The sequence below is a fragment of the Methanopyrus kandleri AV19 genome, from assembly GCF_000007185.1.
GTDB lineage: Archaea > JAADCQ01 > Methanopyri > Methanopyrales > Methanopyraceae > Methanopyrus > Methanopyrus kandleri.
On the sequence record NC_003551.1, the window covers coordinates 921,323 to 938,170 of the forward strand.

Here is a 16,848-nt window from a genome sequence, read left to right on the forward strand (position 1 = left end):
TAAGTGCACGGCGGATCCGTCAACTCCAGGGTTCACCAGGTGGCGGACGTGAAAATAGGATTCGAGGTCCACGTGCAACTCGACACCCGCACCAAACTCTTCTGTGACTGTCCCACGGACTACGAGGACGCGGAACCTAACGAGAACACGTGTCCCGTCTGCACCGGAATGCCCGGGGCGAAACCCCTCCCACCCAACGAGGAAGCCCTCCTGATAGCCCTCGAAATCGCGCATATGCTGGATTGCGAGCCCGTTCTGGATCGCCCGTTGTACTTCCAGCGGAAGCACTACGACTACCCTGACCTGCCCTCCGGGTACCAGCGTACCAGCGTGCCCATCGCGGTCAACGGCGAGCTCGACGGTGTTCGGATCCGCGAGATTCACGTCGAGGAGGATCCGGGCCGTTGGGAGCCCTCCACCGGGCGCGTCGATTACAACCGGAGCGGCGTCCCGCTCATCGAGATCGTAACCGAGCCGGACATGCGTTCCCCGGAGGAGGCTCGAGACTTCCTGCGTCGTCTCATGCAGGTCCTCCGGTACTCGGGTAAGGTGAAGGGTGACGGTGGCATCCGTGTAGATGCCAACGTCTCGGTCGAAGGCGGGGCCAGGGTCGAGATCAAGAACATCAACTCGATCAAGGGCGTGTATCGGGCCCTCAGGTTCGAGATCCAGCGACAACTCAACTTGATGAAACATGGGCGCGAGGTCCGCCGCGAGACCCGTGCCTTCCGTGAGGATCAAGGTACCACGGTCGCGATGCGTTCCAAGGAGACCGCGGAGGATTACAGGTACATCCCGGATCCGGACATACCGGTGTTCGAGATCACCGAAGACCTATGGGAGAAGGCCGTCGCACGGGCTCCGGAGCCACCGCACCACCGTGCCAGGCGGATGGCGGAGGAGTACGGTATCTCGTTGGAGGCCGCCGAGGCCCTGGTCACGGAGCGTGAGTGGGCCGATTTCTTCGAAGAGGTAGTGGAGAAGGCCCCGGATGACTGGGACATCGAGTTCATCGACCAGTGGGTGCGTAAGGAGATCAAGAAGATACTCAACAAGAAGGAAATGACTTTCCGTGAAGCTAAGATAACCCCGGAAGAGTTCATCGAGCTGCTCGAGCTCGTTCGTGAGGACAAGATCACACGCCAGAACGCTCTCAACGCGCTGTGGGAAGCGGTCGATTCAGACAAGAGCCCCGTTGAGATCATCGAGGAGAACGGACTGCTCAAAGTTAGCGATGAGGATCGGTTGGCGCGCGTCGTGGAGGAGGTCATCGAGGAGAACCCGCAGGCGGTGGAGGATTACAAATCGGGTAAGGAGGAAGCCATCCACTACCTGATGGGCCAGGTGATGCGCAAAACCAGGGGACAGGCCGACCCGGAGGTCACCATGCGACTCCTCAGGGAAAGGCTGGATTCCGACGGCTAACGGCGTCCCTCACATCGGAACACCACGGTCGGGGTGTCCGGGAAAGATTCCGCTCTCACCTCCAGAAAGAGCCGACTGAGGGCTCGGTATATCCTATCCTGCCACCGCGGATCTCGACCCGCGAACACCGACGCCGTACCCTCGTCCTTCAGCTTCTCGGCTATCGTCCTTAGGAACTCGGGAGAGAACAGCCGTGGGTTGCGCCCAGGACACGGTCCCCCGTCGTGAACCACATGATCGAAACCTCTCGGGAGTTTCGGCACGACTTCCACGGCGTCGCCCAGTAGTATCTTGACCCTGTCGTCCCTGAGCGCTTCGGAGAACTCCGGGACCGGGTTCCGGTACAACGCGATCGCGAGCATTCGAGGATCCACTTCCACCGAAACGATCAGTTCCGGGTCACCCCACCTCAACAGCGCCCAGGTGGTTCTGCCCAATCCCGTACCGATCTCCAGCACCATGCCTCGAGCCTGCTCGGGCCACGCGATCACGTACCCCTTGAGCCCCATTTTCCCGACCTCGAACCCCTCCTTCCCGTGGCCCAATCCTCCCGTCCGTTCCCTCACGTATCGGAACAGCTCCTCCTCATCCAACGACTCCGCCCACTCCCGGTACCGCGCGGCGGCCTCACGCGCTCTCCTGTCTTCACTGAGTAACCCGCGACCGATATTATCGACCACCTCTCCTACCCCCATGGGGACCGCTCTTGCCGGAAGACCCCCTTCGCGGCTACGAGCCTTCGGTGAGGGATTACTTGGCCCGATGTGACACCGACGAGGAGGCGCTGGAGGTGCTCCAGTACCTGGTGAAGCGGGGTGAGCTGGACGAGGAGCGTGCGTCCGAACTCGAACGGGAAATCCGAGAAAAGGGAGTTAGATCGCTGGTGGAACGCAGGCACTTCGGCTATTACCTGGAGCGCTATTACGACCCGGAGGAACGAAGGTACCGCGGGTGAGCCGACGTGTCATCGGGGGCCGTGGAGCGATCCCCGGCCGTCGCGGGTCAGTTCTACCCCGCCGACCCGGAGGAGTTGAGGAAGATGATCGAGTGGTGCTTCCGACACGAGCTAGGACCCGGTGATCTACCCGAGACTAACGACGGTCCCTGTACCTTGCCCGGCGTGGTGGCGCCGCACGCCGGTTATCAGTTCTCGGGACCGGTGGCCGCCCATACGTACAAGGTTCTGGCGGAGTCAGGAACCCCCGAGACGGTGGTGATACTGGGACCGAATCACACCGGGCTTGGGTCCGCGGTCGCCACGATGACGGACGGTGCTTGGCGCACGCCGCTGGGATCGGTGGAGATCGACTCCGAGTTCGCGACCGCGCTGGTACGGAAGTGCGGCGTGATGGACGACGACTTAACGGCCCACGCTAACGAGCACTCCATCGAAGTACAGCTGCCGTTCCTCCAGTACGTGTACGGGGAGAGTTTCCGGTTCGTTCCCGTCTGTATGGCGATGCACGACCTTCAGACCGCGAGGGAAGTAGGTGAGGCGATCGTGGACGTGGCGGAGGAGCTGGATAGGAACACGGTGGTCATCGCGAGCACCGACTTCACGCACTACGAGCCGCACGATCAGGCCCAGAAAAAGGATCGTAAGGTCATCGAACGGATCACGGCCCTCGACGAGGCCGGTATGATCGAGATCGTGGAGCGATACAACGTCAGTATGTGCGGCGTAGGACCGACCGCCGCGACCATAGTGGCGGTCAAGGCCATGGGTGCCTCCGAGGGGGAGCTCCTGAAGTACGCGACCAGTGGAGACGTTTCCGGAGATTACTCTCAGGTGGTCGGTTACGCCGCTATCGTTTTCCGCCGCGGGTGACGACGGATGCACCCGATCGAGTCGTTGGATCTAGCGTTGACGGCGCTCATCGCGGGCTTGATCCTCACGTCGGAGGCGCTGCGCCTCTTCCCGTTCCTGTCGTACCTCGTCAGAGTGCCCCTGAGGCCTATAACCCTGGTACTCGCGCTGGCGGCCCTCGTACTCACATTCATCGCTCCCATCAAGGGGTACGTCCCGACGCTTCTGACTCTGCTGTGCTCCGTGCCGAAGCTCAGTATCGGAGGGTACCTCCTCAGCCGCGTGTGGTGGGTGGTCTCCGGCTTGCGTGATGGTCTGATAGGAGCGCTCCGGCTGTCCTTAGAGATCCGGACTCTACCCTTCGACCTGTCGGTAGGCTGTGCACTGACGGCCAGCGGGGTACTAGGGGTCCTCCGGTGGATGACCTCCGTTCCGGCGGTGCCGTGGTGACGGGGGCGGGAATTCCGTGGAGATGGAGCGTGAGTTCGAAGAGGCTCTCAGGAACTCGAAAACGTTCCTGAGGTCGATCGACCGGGTGATCACGGACTACCCGAAGTGGCGAACCGTCGTCGTGGACTTGGAGGAGTTCGACGAACCGGACATAGCGTTCGCGGTGTCCGACGACGTCGTCGAGGCGATGAAGGTCGTCCAGCGGGTTGCCATGGAGCTCATCAAGAAAGAGCGGCCGGACGTGGATCGTGTCTGGGTAGAGTTCCGTGGGTCACCGATCCGTCTCCGTGCCCGGGATATGAGCGTCGAGTTCAAGGATCGTCTCGTCACCGTCGAGGGGATCGTTCGTCGCGTGGATAACGTGGCCGCCGAGGTAGTTCGCGTGGAAGCCGAGTGTCCGCAGTGCGGTAATCGGTTCGAGGTCCGTAGGCGCGAGTACAGACCTGACGTGAGGTGTCCCAACTGCGGGATGCGGTGCGAGCCCGACGAGCTCTTCTACACCGACTATCAGCTCGTAGTGCTCCAAGAAGCTCCAGAGCACGTGAGAGGCGGTGAACAACCGGCGACAGTCGAGGTGGAGTTCCGGTACGATCACATCAACCGGGTACGGCCCGGTGACCGGGTGAGGGTTACGGCGGTACCTCGGGTACGACTTCCGTCGAGTTCTCCACGACCGGGTGATACCGGGGAGATAGTCCTCGAGGCCCACGGTGTCGAGAGGTCCGACAGCCCGCTTCCCGAGGAGGACCTCCGGTTCACGCAGGATGAGGTCGAACGGTTCGAGGAACTGGCCGAGGGTGATCCATTAGGTGAGTTCGTCGAAGCGGTGGCGCCCCACATTCACGGGCACGAGGTGATCAAGAAGGCCGTGTCGTTACAGCTGTTCTCCTGCGTGGAGGAGGGTCAGATACGGGAGCGTGTTCACGTTCTCATCGTAGGTGATCCGGCGACGGCGAAGTCCCAGATCCTCCAGCACGTGATCGAGCACCTCGCCCCCCGCGGCGTGTACGTGAGCGCCCAACACGTGACGGGGGCCGGACTCACCGCGGCCGCCGAACGTACGGAGGACGGGTGGACGCTGGAAGCGGGAGCCGTGGTCATGGCGGACGGCGGCGTGATAGCCATCGACGAGCTGGACAAGGCGTCCAGGGGCGATCTGAACGCGCTCCTCGAGGCGATGGAGTCGGGTAAGATCAGCGTCGCGAAGGCCGGTATCACGACGACCCTGAACGCCCGATGCGCGGTCCTGGCGGCCGCCAACCCCGAGGCCGGCCGCTGGCAGGGCGGTCACCCCATCGAGGAGATCAACCTGGACCCCGCCCTCCTCTCGAGGTTCGACGTCATCCTGTTCACCCGAGACGAGCCGGATCCGGAGCAGGATAAGCTGGTCGCGGAACGGATGATGGAGGCTTTCGACGGCGAGTTCGATGAGATCGAGGGTAAGTACGAGCTGTTACGCCGCTACGTCCTGTACGCTACGAAGGAGTTTCCGAACGTCACCATCTCCGAAGACGCCCGGGAGGAGCTTCGAGACTGGTTCGTGTCCGCCCGACAGGAGGCGGCTGATCGGATCGACGAGGGAGATCTACGCACCGTGCCGGTCACACGGCGTCAGATGGGCTCCGTTCTGCGACTAGCCCGAGCTTCCGCCCGTATGCGACTCTCTGAGACAGTCGGTCGAGGGGACGTGTCCGTAGCTCTGTCGGTAGTAGAAGAGTTCATGAAGGAGGTAATGCAGGAGGACGGCGTACTGGACGCGGACGTGATCGAGACGGGTAAACCCAAGTCGGTGCGAGAGGTCCGTGAGTACGTGCTGAAGGTGGTGCGGAAGCTGGCGAAGAAGCACGAGGACGGTGTACCCAAGCGGGAGATCGTGAAGGCGGTTAAACACCGCGTGAGCCGTGAGCGGGTCGAGGAGATCCTGGACGACCTCGTCGAGGAGGGCTCCCTTCTCCAGCCGCGGCCCGGAGTGTACCTCCCGATGTGAACGGGTGGTTGAACATGAGTGAAGAACTCTCTCGCAGGTATCCTGCCGTCCGTGTCCCGGCCGGCGAACTGGCGCATTCCGAACCCACGGAGGATGGTTTCGTCACGCCTAGAGGTGTCAGGTTTCACAGGGCTCTGGTAGTCGGGGTGCTCTCGGGACGGTACGTGGACGAGGAGCGGGAGTTCGCAGTGATCACGGTCACCGACGACACGGGTTCCGTCGACGTGTTCGCGTTCGATGAATGCTACGAGCCCGCCCGGACGCTCGATAAGTGGAGGCAGATCAAGGTGATCGGTCGTCCGATGGAGCCACGTGAAGAGGGTCGTCCCGTGGCGCTCAGGGCCGAGGTAATCCGCCTTACGTCGTACTCCGAGGAGCTCTTCCGCAGGTTGGAGTACGAGCTGATGGCCGGGGGCGAGGTACCTACCGTCGAAAAACCCCCGACGCTCGACGAGGCGATCGAGATGGTGTATAAGGAACTGCTCGAGAGGGAGGAGGAAACGTTCTCGAGGGAGGAACTGTACGAGGTCATCCGCTCCGTCGTCCCCCTCGCGGACGAGGAGTTCTGCGAGAAGATCATTAAAGAGATGGAGGAGCGCGAGCTCCTGTACCCGATGGATCTGCCCGGAGGGAAACGTTGGTCCGTGATAGAAACCGGCTGGGGGTTGTAAACCGTGGTCGAGTACGACTACGAGGAACTCCTCGAGCGCGCTTACGAGCAGCTTCCCGAGGAGGTGCTCGAAGATCGCCGGTTCGAGATGCCCAAGCCGAAGGTCTCCGTGGAGGGTAAGACCACGGTCATCCGCAACTTCAAGGAGATCTCCAAGAAGCTCGACCGCGATCCCGAGCACATCACCAAGTACTTCCTGAAGGAGCTCGGTACCGCGGGACACGTCGACGGTGGTAGACTCATCCTGCACGGGGTTTACCATCCTAAGCTCGTCGAGGAGGAGCTTAAGAACTACGTCGAGGAATTCGTGCTATGCCCGGAGTGCGGGAAACCCGACACCAAGCTCGTCAGAGAGGATCGGCAGTGGATTCTCAAATGCGAAGCTTGCGGTGCCTGGTCCTCGGTTCGGAGGCTGAAGTGAATGGCTCGGGTGCTCTTGAACATCCACGGGACCGGAGACACCGTGGTCCTCGCCCTATGCGACGAGGATCTCCTGGGTGTGGAGTTGAAGTACAAAGGGCGCACCCTACATATCTCCGAGCCCTTCTACAGTGGAAAGTCCCTCGAACCGGACCGCGCCGCGAAGAAGATCCGGGAGGCCGTCCAGGAGTACGAGGACGAGAAGACAGTTGCAATCAACGCCCTAGGCGAGCTCGCTTGCTCCGTCGTCGTCGACGCGGGTCTCGCCAGGGAGGATGAGATAGGGGAGCTGGGAGGGGTCCCACACGTCCAGATCTACATCCTCCCGCGGGAGCCGTTCCTTTGACCTCGGGAGTACTGTGCACGACCGCTCCGGGCCTCGAGGACGTCTGTGCCCAGGAACTCGGCGAGATCACCGGAAAATCCGTGCGTGAGAACTACCTCGGCGTACGCGGTCGCGTGCTCGTGGAGTGCTCGGAGCACGAGGCCCTCGACCTCGCCCGTGAGATCAATCGCAGATCCCTTACCGTCCACCGAGCCGCGGTTCTCCTGGGCGGCTTTGAGATCGAGCACCGCGACGAGCGTGGCCTCGAGGAGATACGTGAGCGCTGCCGGGAACTACCTTTCGAGCGTTACATCCACGAACACGATACGTTCGGTGTACGGCCATCGCGGCTCGGAGAGCATGATTTCACCAGCGTGGATGTGGGGGCCGCCGTCGGCGATGCCGTCATCGAGCGGATAAAGAGGGAGGAGGGATTCAGACCTCAGGTGGATCTCGACGCGCCCTCGGTGATCGTCAGGGCCGACGTCGTGGGAGACACCGTCATCGTCGGAGTCTGTACGACCGGTGACCGCTCCCTCCACCAGCGCGGTTACAGGGTATACGACCATCCGGCGGCGCTCAACCCCGTGATCGCTCAAGGCATGCTGGAGCTGGCCGGGGACCCGGACTCTCTCATCGATCCCACCTGCGGTGGCGCCACGGTGCCCATAGAGGCCCTACTCAGGGACCCGGAGACGGAGGCCGTAGGTGTGGAGAAGTTTCGAACGCATTACGAGGGAGCCCGCCTCAACGTCCTGGCCGCCAGAGTCGACGTGGAGCTCTATCTGGCGGACGCGACTCGACTGTTCGAGGAGGTTCCGGAGCTCCGAGATCGCGAGTTCGACGCCGCCGTCTTCAACCCTCCGTACGGCCTCAAGATAGCGAACCCGCGCGTCGTGAAGACGCTCTACCGAGGTCTCGCGCGCGTTCTCTCGGATCTCGTCAGTGTCGTCGTGACGGTGACGCCACGTGACGGTTGGATGCGGGCGGCGATGGAGGAGTACGGGTTCAGGTTGAGCCACGATCGCTGGGTGAGGCACGGTGGTCTAGACGTGAGGCTCCTAGTCTTTCGCTAACTCCCTGACGACGTCCAGTAGCTCCCGTGGCCTGTCGATTTCGAAGTCCGGAACATCGTCGTCGTTTCTCGGCTCCATATCCTGGTATTTGCCCCTCCGGATCCTCACCGTTACCATCCCCGCGCGGTTCGCCCCCCTGATGTCCTTGTCCAATCGGTCTCCCACGTACACGGCCTCCTCCGGTTTGACTCCCAATCTGCGCGCCGCTTCGATGAAGATCTTCGGGTTGGGCTTCTCCACGCCGATTTCCTCGGAGATCACCACCTCGTGGAAGAAGTGGTGAATACCCAATCGGATCAGCTTCTCCCACTGCTTCACCGCTAGCCCGCTCGTGACCGCTCCCAGCTTGAATCCCATTTCCCGCAGCTGCATCAGTGTCGGGATCACGTCCGGGTAGGGCTTCAAGTAGGCGAACTTGGTGTCGTGGTATGCCACTACGGCCGCCGCGACCAGCTTCGGTTCCGGATCCGCTCCTATCCTTCTGAGCAACAGGTCGAAATGTCTGGGATGGTTCGAACCGTACTCCTTTACCACCTCCTGCAGCTCCCGATACAGCTCCTCTTCCGACAGATCCGTTTCTAAACCCGCCTCGATCATAGCGCGGATAGCGTTCCTACGCGCTTCCTCCGCCAGCTTGGAGGACGGGTACAGTGTGTCGTCCACATCGAACAGTACGGCTTTGATCATGGGGGGACTCCCCACGCTTCGCATCGAGCCGGTTCCGCTGGAGAGGAAGGTACGACCCGGAGACGACCTCGCGGAGCTCATCGCGGAGTCCGCGGAGCTCGAGGAGGGGGACGTCCTCGCGATCGCTCACACGGTAGTATCTAAGGCCGAGGGGGCCCTAATTAGTCTCGACGAGATCGAGCCCAGTCCCTTCGCTAAGACCCTCGCCGAGCGGACTGGTAAAGATCCGCGTGTGGTCGAGGTGATCCTTCGGGAAGCGGAGTCCATCGTGCGGGTCGGTCCGGACTTCATCATCACGGAAGTGCGAGGAGGGATGGTCTGCGCCAACGCAGGCGTCGACGAATCGAACGCACCGCCCGGGTACGTGATCGTCCTGCCCGAGGATCCCGATCGCAGCGCCCGAGAACTCCGTCGGCGTCTCCGCGAACTCGTCGGAGTTGACGTAGGAGTCATCATCACCGACACTCAAGGTCGACCTTTCAGGGAAGGGGTTGTCGGCGTAGCGATCGGGGCCTCCGGAGTGCCCGTACTGGCCGACCGGCGTGGGGACCGCGATCTCTACGGTCGCGAGCTGAAAATCACGATCGTAGCGCTCGGTGACCTCCTAGCCTCCGCGGCGGAGCTCGTGATGGGGCAGGCCGACGAGGGTACGCCTGCGGTCATCTTCCGTGGGCTCAAGCCCGAGCTTGAGCGGTTCGAAGGTCCCCGGAAGGCTCGAGCGATTATCCGCTCTCCAAGTAGGGATATATTCAGATGAACAAACATTTGGCCCACACAAACCTCACGTGGGTTATCTCACCAAAAAGTATTTAACTAATTGTGGTTTTCAGTGAGTTCTGGATAGTACGATGATACCCCGGGTAGCTCGGGCCGAAGCCCGGGTCCGGGGTTGATGTAAGTCGGGGGGTAGGTAGGAGGTTCAGGATAAAAGGAAACACCGAGCTACTAACTTTAACAGTAATCTTCACACTAATGACACTGTGTGCCAACAGTGCACAGGCTAACATTACAGTACATATCACGGTGTACAACGATTCGGACGCATGGGATCAATCACATATCCAAGCATATGATGAGTTCCTAACGCGGTGTGAGCAAAACGGTGTCAAGGTGGCGGTGTTCCACTACCCACACTGTGAAAACACCGCCTCCGGGATCACCGACGTGATTAAAGGACATCTCGGTCCCAACGGGGCGATCGAGTTCGTCGGCGTACACGGCACTTCGCACTCGATCGCCGGACTCCCGGAGGACGTCCAGAAGATGGAAATCCAGTACTGCTGGGAGTTCCTGGAGGATCAAGGGCTCGGACCCTATCTACGCAAGGACATAATCTCCCCGTCGCCCGAGTGGATCATGGACGACACGTTCGTCAAGGTCTGTCAGGAACTCGGGACCCGAGAGGTGGTCTGCGGCTACAGGACGTGGGAGCTCGACCCCGATAAGCACCCGCGGTGGTACGGTAAAGACTACGACTACATCGCGGATATCATGGTGATCAAGAAGCTGAATACTAACGGGTACACCGTGTACGTCTGTCCGGTGATCGACTTCGAGGAGCTCGTAGGTGACGTAGTGGATGAACTGGGCGTCTACAATCTCAGTAACCTTAAGACCATGCTGCGGAAGGCCATCGAAACGCTGCGCAATACTGGCGCGATTCGCGACGGTAGCCACCTTATGATGTGGGTACTCATCCACCCGTGGCAGCTAACCGAAGATATACGCGTCGGCAGGAATGACAACACAAGACCAGGTATGGAATTGATCGAAGAGTTCATACAGTGGGTCAAGAAAGGTCAGCTGGACTATGAGGTGAATGGGATTAACATCAAGTTCGTACTCGAGAACCCGAGCGATGCAATACGGATCGAGAGGAACATCGAGCAGAACCCGACGGCCTACGGCCATCCGATGGTGACCGTGACGAAATTGGACTGGGTCTCGATGATCAAGGCCAGCGGAGGTAAGACGGCCAGGGAATTGAAGCATGATCACCAGAAGCTCGTCGACATCTGGGAGCGGGCGATGAAGAAGCTCCAGAAGGTCGCACCCCAGTTGTCGTCCCTGAGGCAGACGGTGGACAGGCTGGTCTACGACGTCGTGCTCAGGGCGACCAACGAGTTCAGGCTCAGCGTGATGGCGACGAAAGGGGACTTCTGGGGTACCAAGTACGATGCCACGCAGTACGTGCAAATGTGGGAGCGGGAGATCCAGATACTGGAGGGGGCTGATTCAGGGGACGATCCAGTACGTGGGAACCGAGTCGGTCCCGGGAGCCCAGGTGATGGTGTTCAAGCAGGACGATCAGACCATCAAGGTACTGTTCCCCGAGAACAGGTGGTACTTGTCACAGACTATCCTCACGGCGGGGCCTCTGAGCGCTCAGAAGACCGACTACGGGGCCGACTACGCGGTCCTGACGATCCGGTGTCCAGTGACCACCCAAGGATGGAAGATCACCGGCGGCGTGATCGTGATCAAGGACCAGAAGGGCAACGAGCTGGCCAGGGTGAGGTTCGGTCCCAACAACGTAGTGAACGGGGAGCTGGTCAAGGAGGTGAGGCTAGAGGGTCTCGGTTCGTACCCGCCGGAGTTCCAGGTAAGGATCGAGGTGGTGTTCGAGAGACGCGAGACCTGGCGGACACCGAGTCAGACGATCACCCTGACGACGAGCGGTACCTCCACGGTCAGGCTAGCTCGGGCGTCGGTATCGGGCGAGCTCAAGGTGAAGGACATCTCGGGATTACAGGCGACGTTGGTGGTCAGTTACTCGGTGACCACTGAGAACTGCGACGTCGAATCGGTCACGATCGAACTACTGCGTGACGGTCAGATGGTCGACAGGAAGACGGTGAGTTCTCCGCAAGGTTCTGTTGAATTCACGGTGACCGAGGAGGGTGAGTATCAGGTCAGGATCATCGTCGAATGTACTCGCGGTGTAACAGCTGAGACGCTAACAAACTCCGTTACAGTGCGGTTCCCGAGTGCTTCGGTGTCTGGTGGGCTTAGTATCGAGAGTGTGAGCTCCTCATCGGCGGTGCTTAAAGTTGACTACTCGGTGACAACCGAAGACTGTAGCGTCGAATCAGTCACTGTAGAACTACTATGCAACGGTCACGTTATCGACACTAAGACGCTGAACTCACCACAGGATTCAGTCGAGTTCACGGTGACCCAAGAGGGTGATTACACGGCCAGGATCATCGTACAGTGCACGAGTGGTGTAATCACTGAAGCGATGACGAATACCGTCACAGTACGATTCCCAAGCGCGTCAGTATCCGGTAAGCTCAGTATCAAAAACTTAGGCGCCTCATCTGCGGTACTGGAAGTCGACTACTCGATAGCAACCGAGAATTGCGGTGTCAACTCAGTAACGATCGAGTTACTACGCGACGATCAAGTAGTCACTACCAAGACTGTTAATTCACCACAAGGTTCCATCGAATTCACGGTGACCGAGGAAGGCAAATACAAGGCCAAGATCATTGCGAGATGTACGAACGGTGTGACCATCGAAACACTGACCAACGCAGTTGTAGTACAGTTCCCGAGCACGCAGACGCCGGCCGGCATTCGGTTCGATCTATCGATCCTATCGCCGCTGGCGGCGATCGCGGGTATAATGTTGGCGTGGCAGCTCCTCGGCCAACCGGTTCAGACCACGAGTGAGACCGTGGAAGCACCTACAATCCCGAACAAGCAAGTAACGGCCAAGGAGGTTCAGAAGGAGGGAGTCGAGCAGGAACGTAAGACGACGAACGTCCCGGAGACCGAGAAGATCAAGGAGGGTAAGGAGCTCGGGAAGCCGCTGTCAGAACTCCGATCTCGAGAGGAGGTGGAGAAAGTGCGCGGAGCGGTGGAAGTCGGAGAGTCAGTACGGAGTGAGAACGGTTCGAGCCGTCGGCGAGGTGGTACGACCGGTGTCCTGGTGATCGGTAAGTACGTCACGGGAATCCCGGGCGTGCTAGCGCTGCTAGCCGGAGTGTGTGCTGTAGTCGGTGCAGCGCTGATCTTCAGGTGTCGGCGCTGACGCCCCTCGATCATTTTATATCTTCCGAATCGTTACTCGTCTCAAAACGTTCGGGGGAGTACGGGGTTGCATTACGTCCTGGAGTGTGTTGAATGCGGTTCGGAGTTCGATGATGACTCACTGGTACGGTGCCCCGAGTGCGGAGGACTCCTGGAGGTGGCACTGCGCTACGACGAAATCGAGGTGAGTCGGTCGACGTTCGAGGGTCGTCGCCTCGGCGTATGGGCCTTCCGGGAGCTCCTACCAGTGAACACGGACGATCCCGTCACGATGTCCGAGGGCGGTACGGGCTTACACCCGTGTCCGAGACTGGGCGAGGAGCTCGGTGTTAGGGAGCTGTTCGTGAAGAACGAGGGCGAGAACCCCACGGGCTCCTTCAAGGATCGGGGAATGACCGTGGGAGTTACCAAGGCCGTGGAGCTCGGTGCGGAGGTCGTCGCATGTGCCTCGACGGGCAACACATCGGCCTCGTTGGCCGCCTACGCCGCCCGCGCGGGCCTTACGTGTGCCGTCCTCCTTCCGGCCGGTAAGGTGGCCCTAGGCAAACTCGCTCAAGCCCTCTTCCACGGTGCCCGCGTGATTCCAGTGAACGGCAACTTCGACGACGCCTTGGATGTCGTGAAGAAGCTGGCCGATGAGGGCATCGTGTACATTCTAAACTCCGTGAACCCGTTCCGCCTCTCCGGTCAGCGTACCATCGCGTACGAGATCTGCTTGCAGTTGGACTGGGAGGTCCCCGACGCGGTCGTCGTGCCGGTCGGTAACGCGGGTAACATCAGCGCGATCTGGCAGGGGTTCCTCGATCTCTACAGGCTGGGAATCATCGACGAGCTCCCGAGGATGTACGGAGTACAGGCGGAGGGTGCTCGACCGATCGTCGAGGCGATTCGGCGGGGCAAGGAGGACATCGAACCGGATCCCGAGCCCGAAACCGTCGCCACCGCGATCCGCATCGGTAACCCAGTGAACGCCATCAAGGCTCTCCGTGCCATCCGGTGTTCGGGCGGCTGGGCCGTAGAGGTCTCCGACGAGGAAATACTCTCGGCGCAGCGTGAGCTCGCAACGCGGGAGGGGATCTTCGTGGAGCCGGCGAGTGCCGCCTCGATAGCGGGACTCAGGAAGTTCGTGGAGGAGGGTGAGATCGACGCCGACGAGCGGGTGGTCTGCGTGACCACCGGACACGGTTTGAAGGATCCGGAGACGGTCATGGAAGTGTGTGAGCTGCCTGAACCCGTGGAACCGGATCCCGAGACCATACAGCGTTTAATCGCCGAGTGACCTCTACGGCTCCCTCGGATGTCAGTCTTACTCACAGGGCAAGGTCGCTCCGCGATCCTTCCAACGTCGGAAAACGTTATGAACACGATAACGAATCACGAGGACGGCGGCGGGCGCGCCGAGGGGTGGACCCGGCCCCCGGAGCCCGGTACTCCCCCGGCCGACCTGCCTCCGGCGACCCCCGAGCGGCCGCGGGTCCGGGGTGGGCTGCTCCCTCTCGGGCCTGACCCGGTGCCCCGGCAAAGGCGGTGGCGCGCCGCCCTCCGGCGGCGGCCCCGCCACCCCGGGCCCCCGGGGGGCCGGAGGGTCATCGGTCGGGTCCGGGGGGCCGGTACTCCGGGGGACCGGGCCGCCCCCTCGGCTTCGGCCCCCGCATGAGGCGGATTTCGGGTTACAGCGGACCGCCAGCCCGCCGGCCTAGCCCGCCGCCATCGAGATCGCCTCAAGGACGGTACTTATAGTTTAGGTCGTGATCGGTCAGTATCACTCCCGCGCGATGTACACGTACGCCTCATAACTACCCAGGGATGTTTTCACCTCCACCCGTTCGCGCTCGTAGAGTACCGGGTATCCCTCGTACCTGTCTATCGCCCGGATATCCTCGTCACTCAGCCCGACGAGCAGTGCTCCCTTTACTTCCGATCCTTCCCGTTCGCGGATCGTGTTGTACCGGCCCCCAACGTCCTCAAGCGCTAGCTCGTACCCTTCCAGTACCGCCGGGTAGATGATCGTAGGCAACCTGTTGAGGACACCGACGACCATCTCGGGGTCAGTGAGGGTTCCGTACGCAAAGACACGCTCCGGGGGAAGGTCTTTTGACGGTTCCTCCTCGGTCGGAGTGACTACCAGTGCTCCGTCGGATTCCGCGACCTTATACGAGAACACGGCCTCTTCTTCCTCCTTCGGGTCCCTCTCCGGTAGGAACATTTGACGACCACCTCTTCCCACGTACACGTACACTTCCACACGGGTCCCCGGGGGGAACCCGCCCGTTGGCCCGTCTTATGCGTTTGTCCTTCCGACTGCCCTCCCTCCGAGATTGCGTCTTAGGATGGATCCTCCTCCTAGGAATCTCCGCGCTATACTCGCCCCACTTGACGGTCTACGTGACGTTACCCGCGCTTGCTTCATTCGTCATCTTACTACTGGACCGTCTCGCTAAGCGGGACGTGCCCCCGAATCGGTGGCCTTTCGTCGGTTTAGTCTACGCGGTACCGTTAGTCCTGAGTGTCCCACTAGGGACCGTCGCAGTCGCCGTCACGAAAGGCGTAATGTCGACGTTCTTGACCTTGGCTCTGCTCGGAACGGTTCGCTCCGGGGTACTCCGGGCGGTTCCCGTGCTCGCGTACCTCGTGATAGACTCGCTGGCCCTGGCTACCTTGACCGGAGTTCCCCTCCCACCACTCCTTCTGGCATCACTCACGGGAGGCGTCGTCGGGGCCGCCGTGGTGGCCGTTGTCGACACACTGACCTTGGCATCACTCGGCATCCGGACAACCGACGCCTTCGGAGAATTCCTGTCCTTCAAATCGGGCCGCGATCACTCCCTGCACTCCCTTTTCAGGGGAATGGAGACTCGAACGCGGGTTCGGGTTCCAGTCCGGGTATTCGCGTTCATGACCAAGAACGGCGACGTGAAGGGTTGTTTCGTGATTCCTTGGATCCATCCTGGCCCGCTGGGTGACGTGGGAGGAGGGGACCTCCCCGGCAGGATCGTGCGACGGTTGCTGAAGGAGGGGATCGTACCCCTCGTTTTCCACTCCACGACAACGCACGATTTCAACCCGGTGGATCGGCGGGAAGCGGGTAAGATCGTGGAAGAGACCGTCAGATTGGTGCGCGAGGCTGCGGATCGAGAGGGTTGTAGTGTAGGTTCCGCTCCGGTCCGCGGGGAAGAGACGGACTCGGTCGGACAAATATTGGGGGATAGACTCTTCCTAGTGCTGTCGAAGTACCCAGAGCCCAGCGACGACATAGACGCTGCCACCGGGATAGCCCTCGAACGCGAGACCGGTGGCTGGGTTGCGGACTGCCACAACTGCTTCGGAGACCCCGATCGTGGGAGGGTTTACGCGTTCTCCGAGGACTTCTGGCGGCTCATGCGGGACGCTCGTAGAATCTCTGAGAGGGTGGAACCGACCCCCGGACTCAGGGCGGGATTCGATCACGCCGACCCAGGCCTCGACCCTGAAACGGGCTTGGGCAGCGGTGGGGTCTCCGTGGCAGCGGTGGAGGCTGATGGAACGCGCACACTATACGTCGTGTTCGACTCGAACAGCATCGTCCGCGAGCTCAAAGAAGAGGTAGAGCGGACGCTACGGGACCTCGCCGAAGAGGTCGTGGTCTGCACGTCTGACTCTCACGAGGTTAATCCCAGGGGCTACAACCCGCTCGGGCAGATAATGGGACGAAACGATAAGAGGAGGTTACTGAAGGCCGTCAGATGCGCGGCCGAGGGGGCGATCGAGGATCTCGAAGAGTGCGAGGTGGTCCCCGTGGAGGGATGGGTGAAGGTAGAAGTCACGGGTCCGGGGAGCTTCCAGCGACTCGTTCACTCCGTGGAGACGACCAGGACGGTGATCGGAGTACTCCTTCCGACGGCGTTCTTGGGGGTGGCCCTTCTTTCGCTCCTATTCGGAATCCGCACGTGATGGTACGAGGGTATACTGTACGGCCTTCGGCCTTGG

Annotated in this window: 16 protein-coding genes and 1 other RNA gene; 13 read left to right on the forward strand and 4 right to left on the reverse strand. The window is 61.0% G+C overall.

The features are described 5' to 3' along the window. Positions 1 to 39 precede the first annotated feature (39 nt). Positions 40 to 1,425 carry an Asp-tRNA(Asn)/Glu-tRNA(Gln) amidotransferase subunit GatB gene (gene gatB / locus MK_RS05085; RefSeq protein ID WP_011019328.1) on the forward strand — a complete coding sequence of 462 codons (1,386 nt, stop codon included), beginning with the start codon at positions 40 to 42 and terminating at the stop codon, positions 1,423 to 1,425. On the opposite strand, the gene MK_RS05090 is transcribed toward gatB, so the two are convergent. Then, positions 1,422 to 2,105, reverse strand: a complete 684-nt coding sequence (locus MK_RS05090; protein ID WP_158295943.1) for a spermidine synthase — start codon at positions 2,103 to 2,105, stop codon at positions 1,422 to 1,424. The two genes, gatB and MK_RS05090, sit on opposite strands and share 4 nt — an antisense overlap. 26 nt (positions 2,106 to 2,131) lie before the next feature. Here MK_RS05090 and MK_RS05095 point away from each other — a divergent pair, with 26 nt between their 5' ends. Genes MK_RS05095 through MK_RS05130 form a run of 8 tightly spaced genes read left to right on the forward strand, consistent with a single transcriptional unit; the run spans position 2,132 to position 8,160 of the window. Then, a complete protein-coding gene (locus MK_RS05095) occupies positions 2,132 to 2,380 on the forward strand; it encodes a DUF2095 family protein (protein ID WP_011019330.1) in 249 nt (82 codons plus the stop codon). 21 nt (positions 2,381 to 2,401) lie between these two features. Continuing rightward, positions 2,402 to 3,253 carry an AmmeMemoRadiSam system protein B gene (gene amrB / locus MK_RS05100; protein WP_011019331.1) on the forward strand — a complete coding sequence of 284 codons (852 nt, stop codon included), beginning with the start codon at positions 2,402 to 2,404 and terminating at the stop codon, positions 3,251 to 3,253. A gap of 6 nt (positions 3,254 to 3,259) precedes the next feature. Beyond that, positions 3,260 to 3,682 carry a hypothetical protein gene (locus tag MK_RS05105; protein ID WP_011019332.1) on the forward strand — a complete coding sequence of 141 codons (423 nt, stop codon included), beginning with the start codon at positions 3,260 to 3,262 and terminating at the stop codon, positions 3,680 to 3,682. Positions 3,683 to 3,704: 22 nt separating this feature from the next. Next, positions 3,705 to 5,669 carry an ATP-binding protein gene (locus MK_RS05110; RefSeq protein WP_226988733.1) on the forward strand — a complete coding sequence of 655 codons (1,965 nt, stop codon included), beginning with the start codon at positions 3,705 to 3,707 and terminating at the stop codon, positions 5,667 to 5,669. A gap of 14 nt (positions 5,670 to 5,683) precedes the next feature. After that, complete coding sequence (locus tag MK_RS05115; protein ID WP_148679655.1) at positions 5,684 to 6,340, forward strand: OB-fold nucleic acid binding domain-containing protein; 657 nt, start codon at positions 5,684 to 5,686, stop codon at positions 6,338 to 6,340. Positions 6,341 to 6,343: 3 nt separating this feature from the next. Beyond that, positions 6,344 to 6,760 (forward strand): translation initiation factor IF-2 subunit beta, encoded by a 417-nt coding sequence (locus tag MK_RS05120; protein WP_011019335.1) that lies wholly within the window; start codon positions 6,344 to 6,346, stop codon positions 6,758 to 6,760. Then, the gene (locus MK_RS05125) at positions 6,761 to 7,105 is read left to right on the forward strand and encodes a DUF424 domain-containing protein (protein WP_011019336.1); all 345 of its coding nucleotides are present in this window, start codon (positions 6,761 to 6,763) and stop codon (positions 7,103 to 7,105) included. After that, positions 7,102 to 8,160 (forward strand): THUMP domain-containing class I SAM-dependent RNA methyltransferase, encoded by a 1,059-nt coding sequence (locus MK_RS05130; RefSeq protein WP_011019337.1) that lies wholly within the window; start codon positions 7,102 to 7,104, stop codon positions 8,158 to 8,160. Before MK_RS05125 ends, MK_RS05130 begins: the two co-directional genes overlap by 4 nt. Here the strand turns inward: MK_RS05130 and MK_RS05135 are convergent. Then, positions 8,146 to 8,847 carry a TIGR02253 family HAD-type hydrolase gene (locus tag MK_RS05135; protein ID WP_148679656.1) on the reverse strand — a complete coding sequence of 234 codons (702 nt, stop codon included), beginning with the start codon at positions 8,845 to 8,847 and terminating at the stop codon, positions 8,146 to 8,148. The genes MK_RS05130 and MK_RS05135 overlap by 15 nt on opposite strands. Between MK_RS05135 and cofE the strand changes: the two genes are divergently transcribed. From cofE to thrC, 3 genes are all read left to right on the forward strand, one after another. Further along, a complete protein-coding gene (gene cofE / locus MK_RS05140; protein WP_011019339.1) occupies positions 8,846 to 9,604 on the forward strand; it encodes a coenzyme F420-0:L-glutamate ligase in 759 nt (252 codons plus the stop codon). The two genes, MK_RS05135 and cofE, sit on opposite strands and share 2 nt — an antisense overlap. Before the next feature lie 1,530 nt (positions 9,605 to 11,134). Then, positions 11,135 to 12,883: a hypothetical protein gene (locus MK_RS05145; protein ID WP_158295944.1), complete on the forward strand. Its 1,749-nt coding sequence runs from the start codon at positions 11,135 to 11,137 to the stop codon at positions 12,881 to 12,883. Between the two features lie 66 nt (positions 12,884 to 12,949). Next, entirely contained in the window at positions 12,950 to 14,161 is a 1,212-nt protein-coding gene (gene thrC, locus MK_RS05150; protein WP_011019342.1) for a threonine synthase, read from the forward strand. A 107-nt stretch (positions 14,162 to 14,268) separates the two neighbouring features. Here the strand turns inward: thrC and ffs are convergent. Then, positions 14,269 to 14,589, reverse strand: an RNA gene (ffs, locus tag MK_RS05155) — signal recognition particle sRNA. 55 nt (positions 14,590 to 14,644) lie between these two features. Beyond that, entirely contained in the window at positions 14,645 to 15,127 is a 483-nt protein-coding gene (locus tag MK_RS05160; protein WP_148679658.1) for a gamma-glutamylcyclotransferase family protein, read from the reverse strand. Between the two features lie 26 nt (positions 15,128 to 15,153). On the opposite strand from MK_RS05160, the gene MK_RS05165 reads away from it, so the two are divergent. Continuing rightward, positions 15,154 to 16,812 carry a DUF2070 family protein gene (locus MK_RS05165; RefSeq protein ID WP_148679659.1) on the forward strand — a complete coding sequence of 553 codons (1,659 nt, stop codon included), beginning with the start codon at positions 15,154 to 15,156 and terminating at the stop codon, positions 16,810 to 16,812. The last annotated feature ends 36 nt before the right edge of the window (positions 16,813 to 16,848 follow it).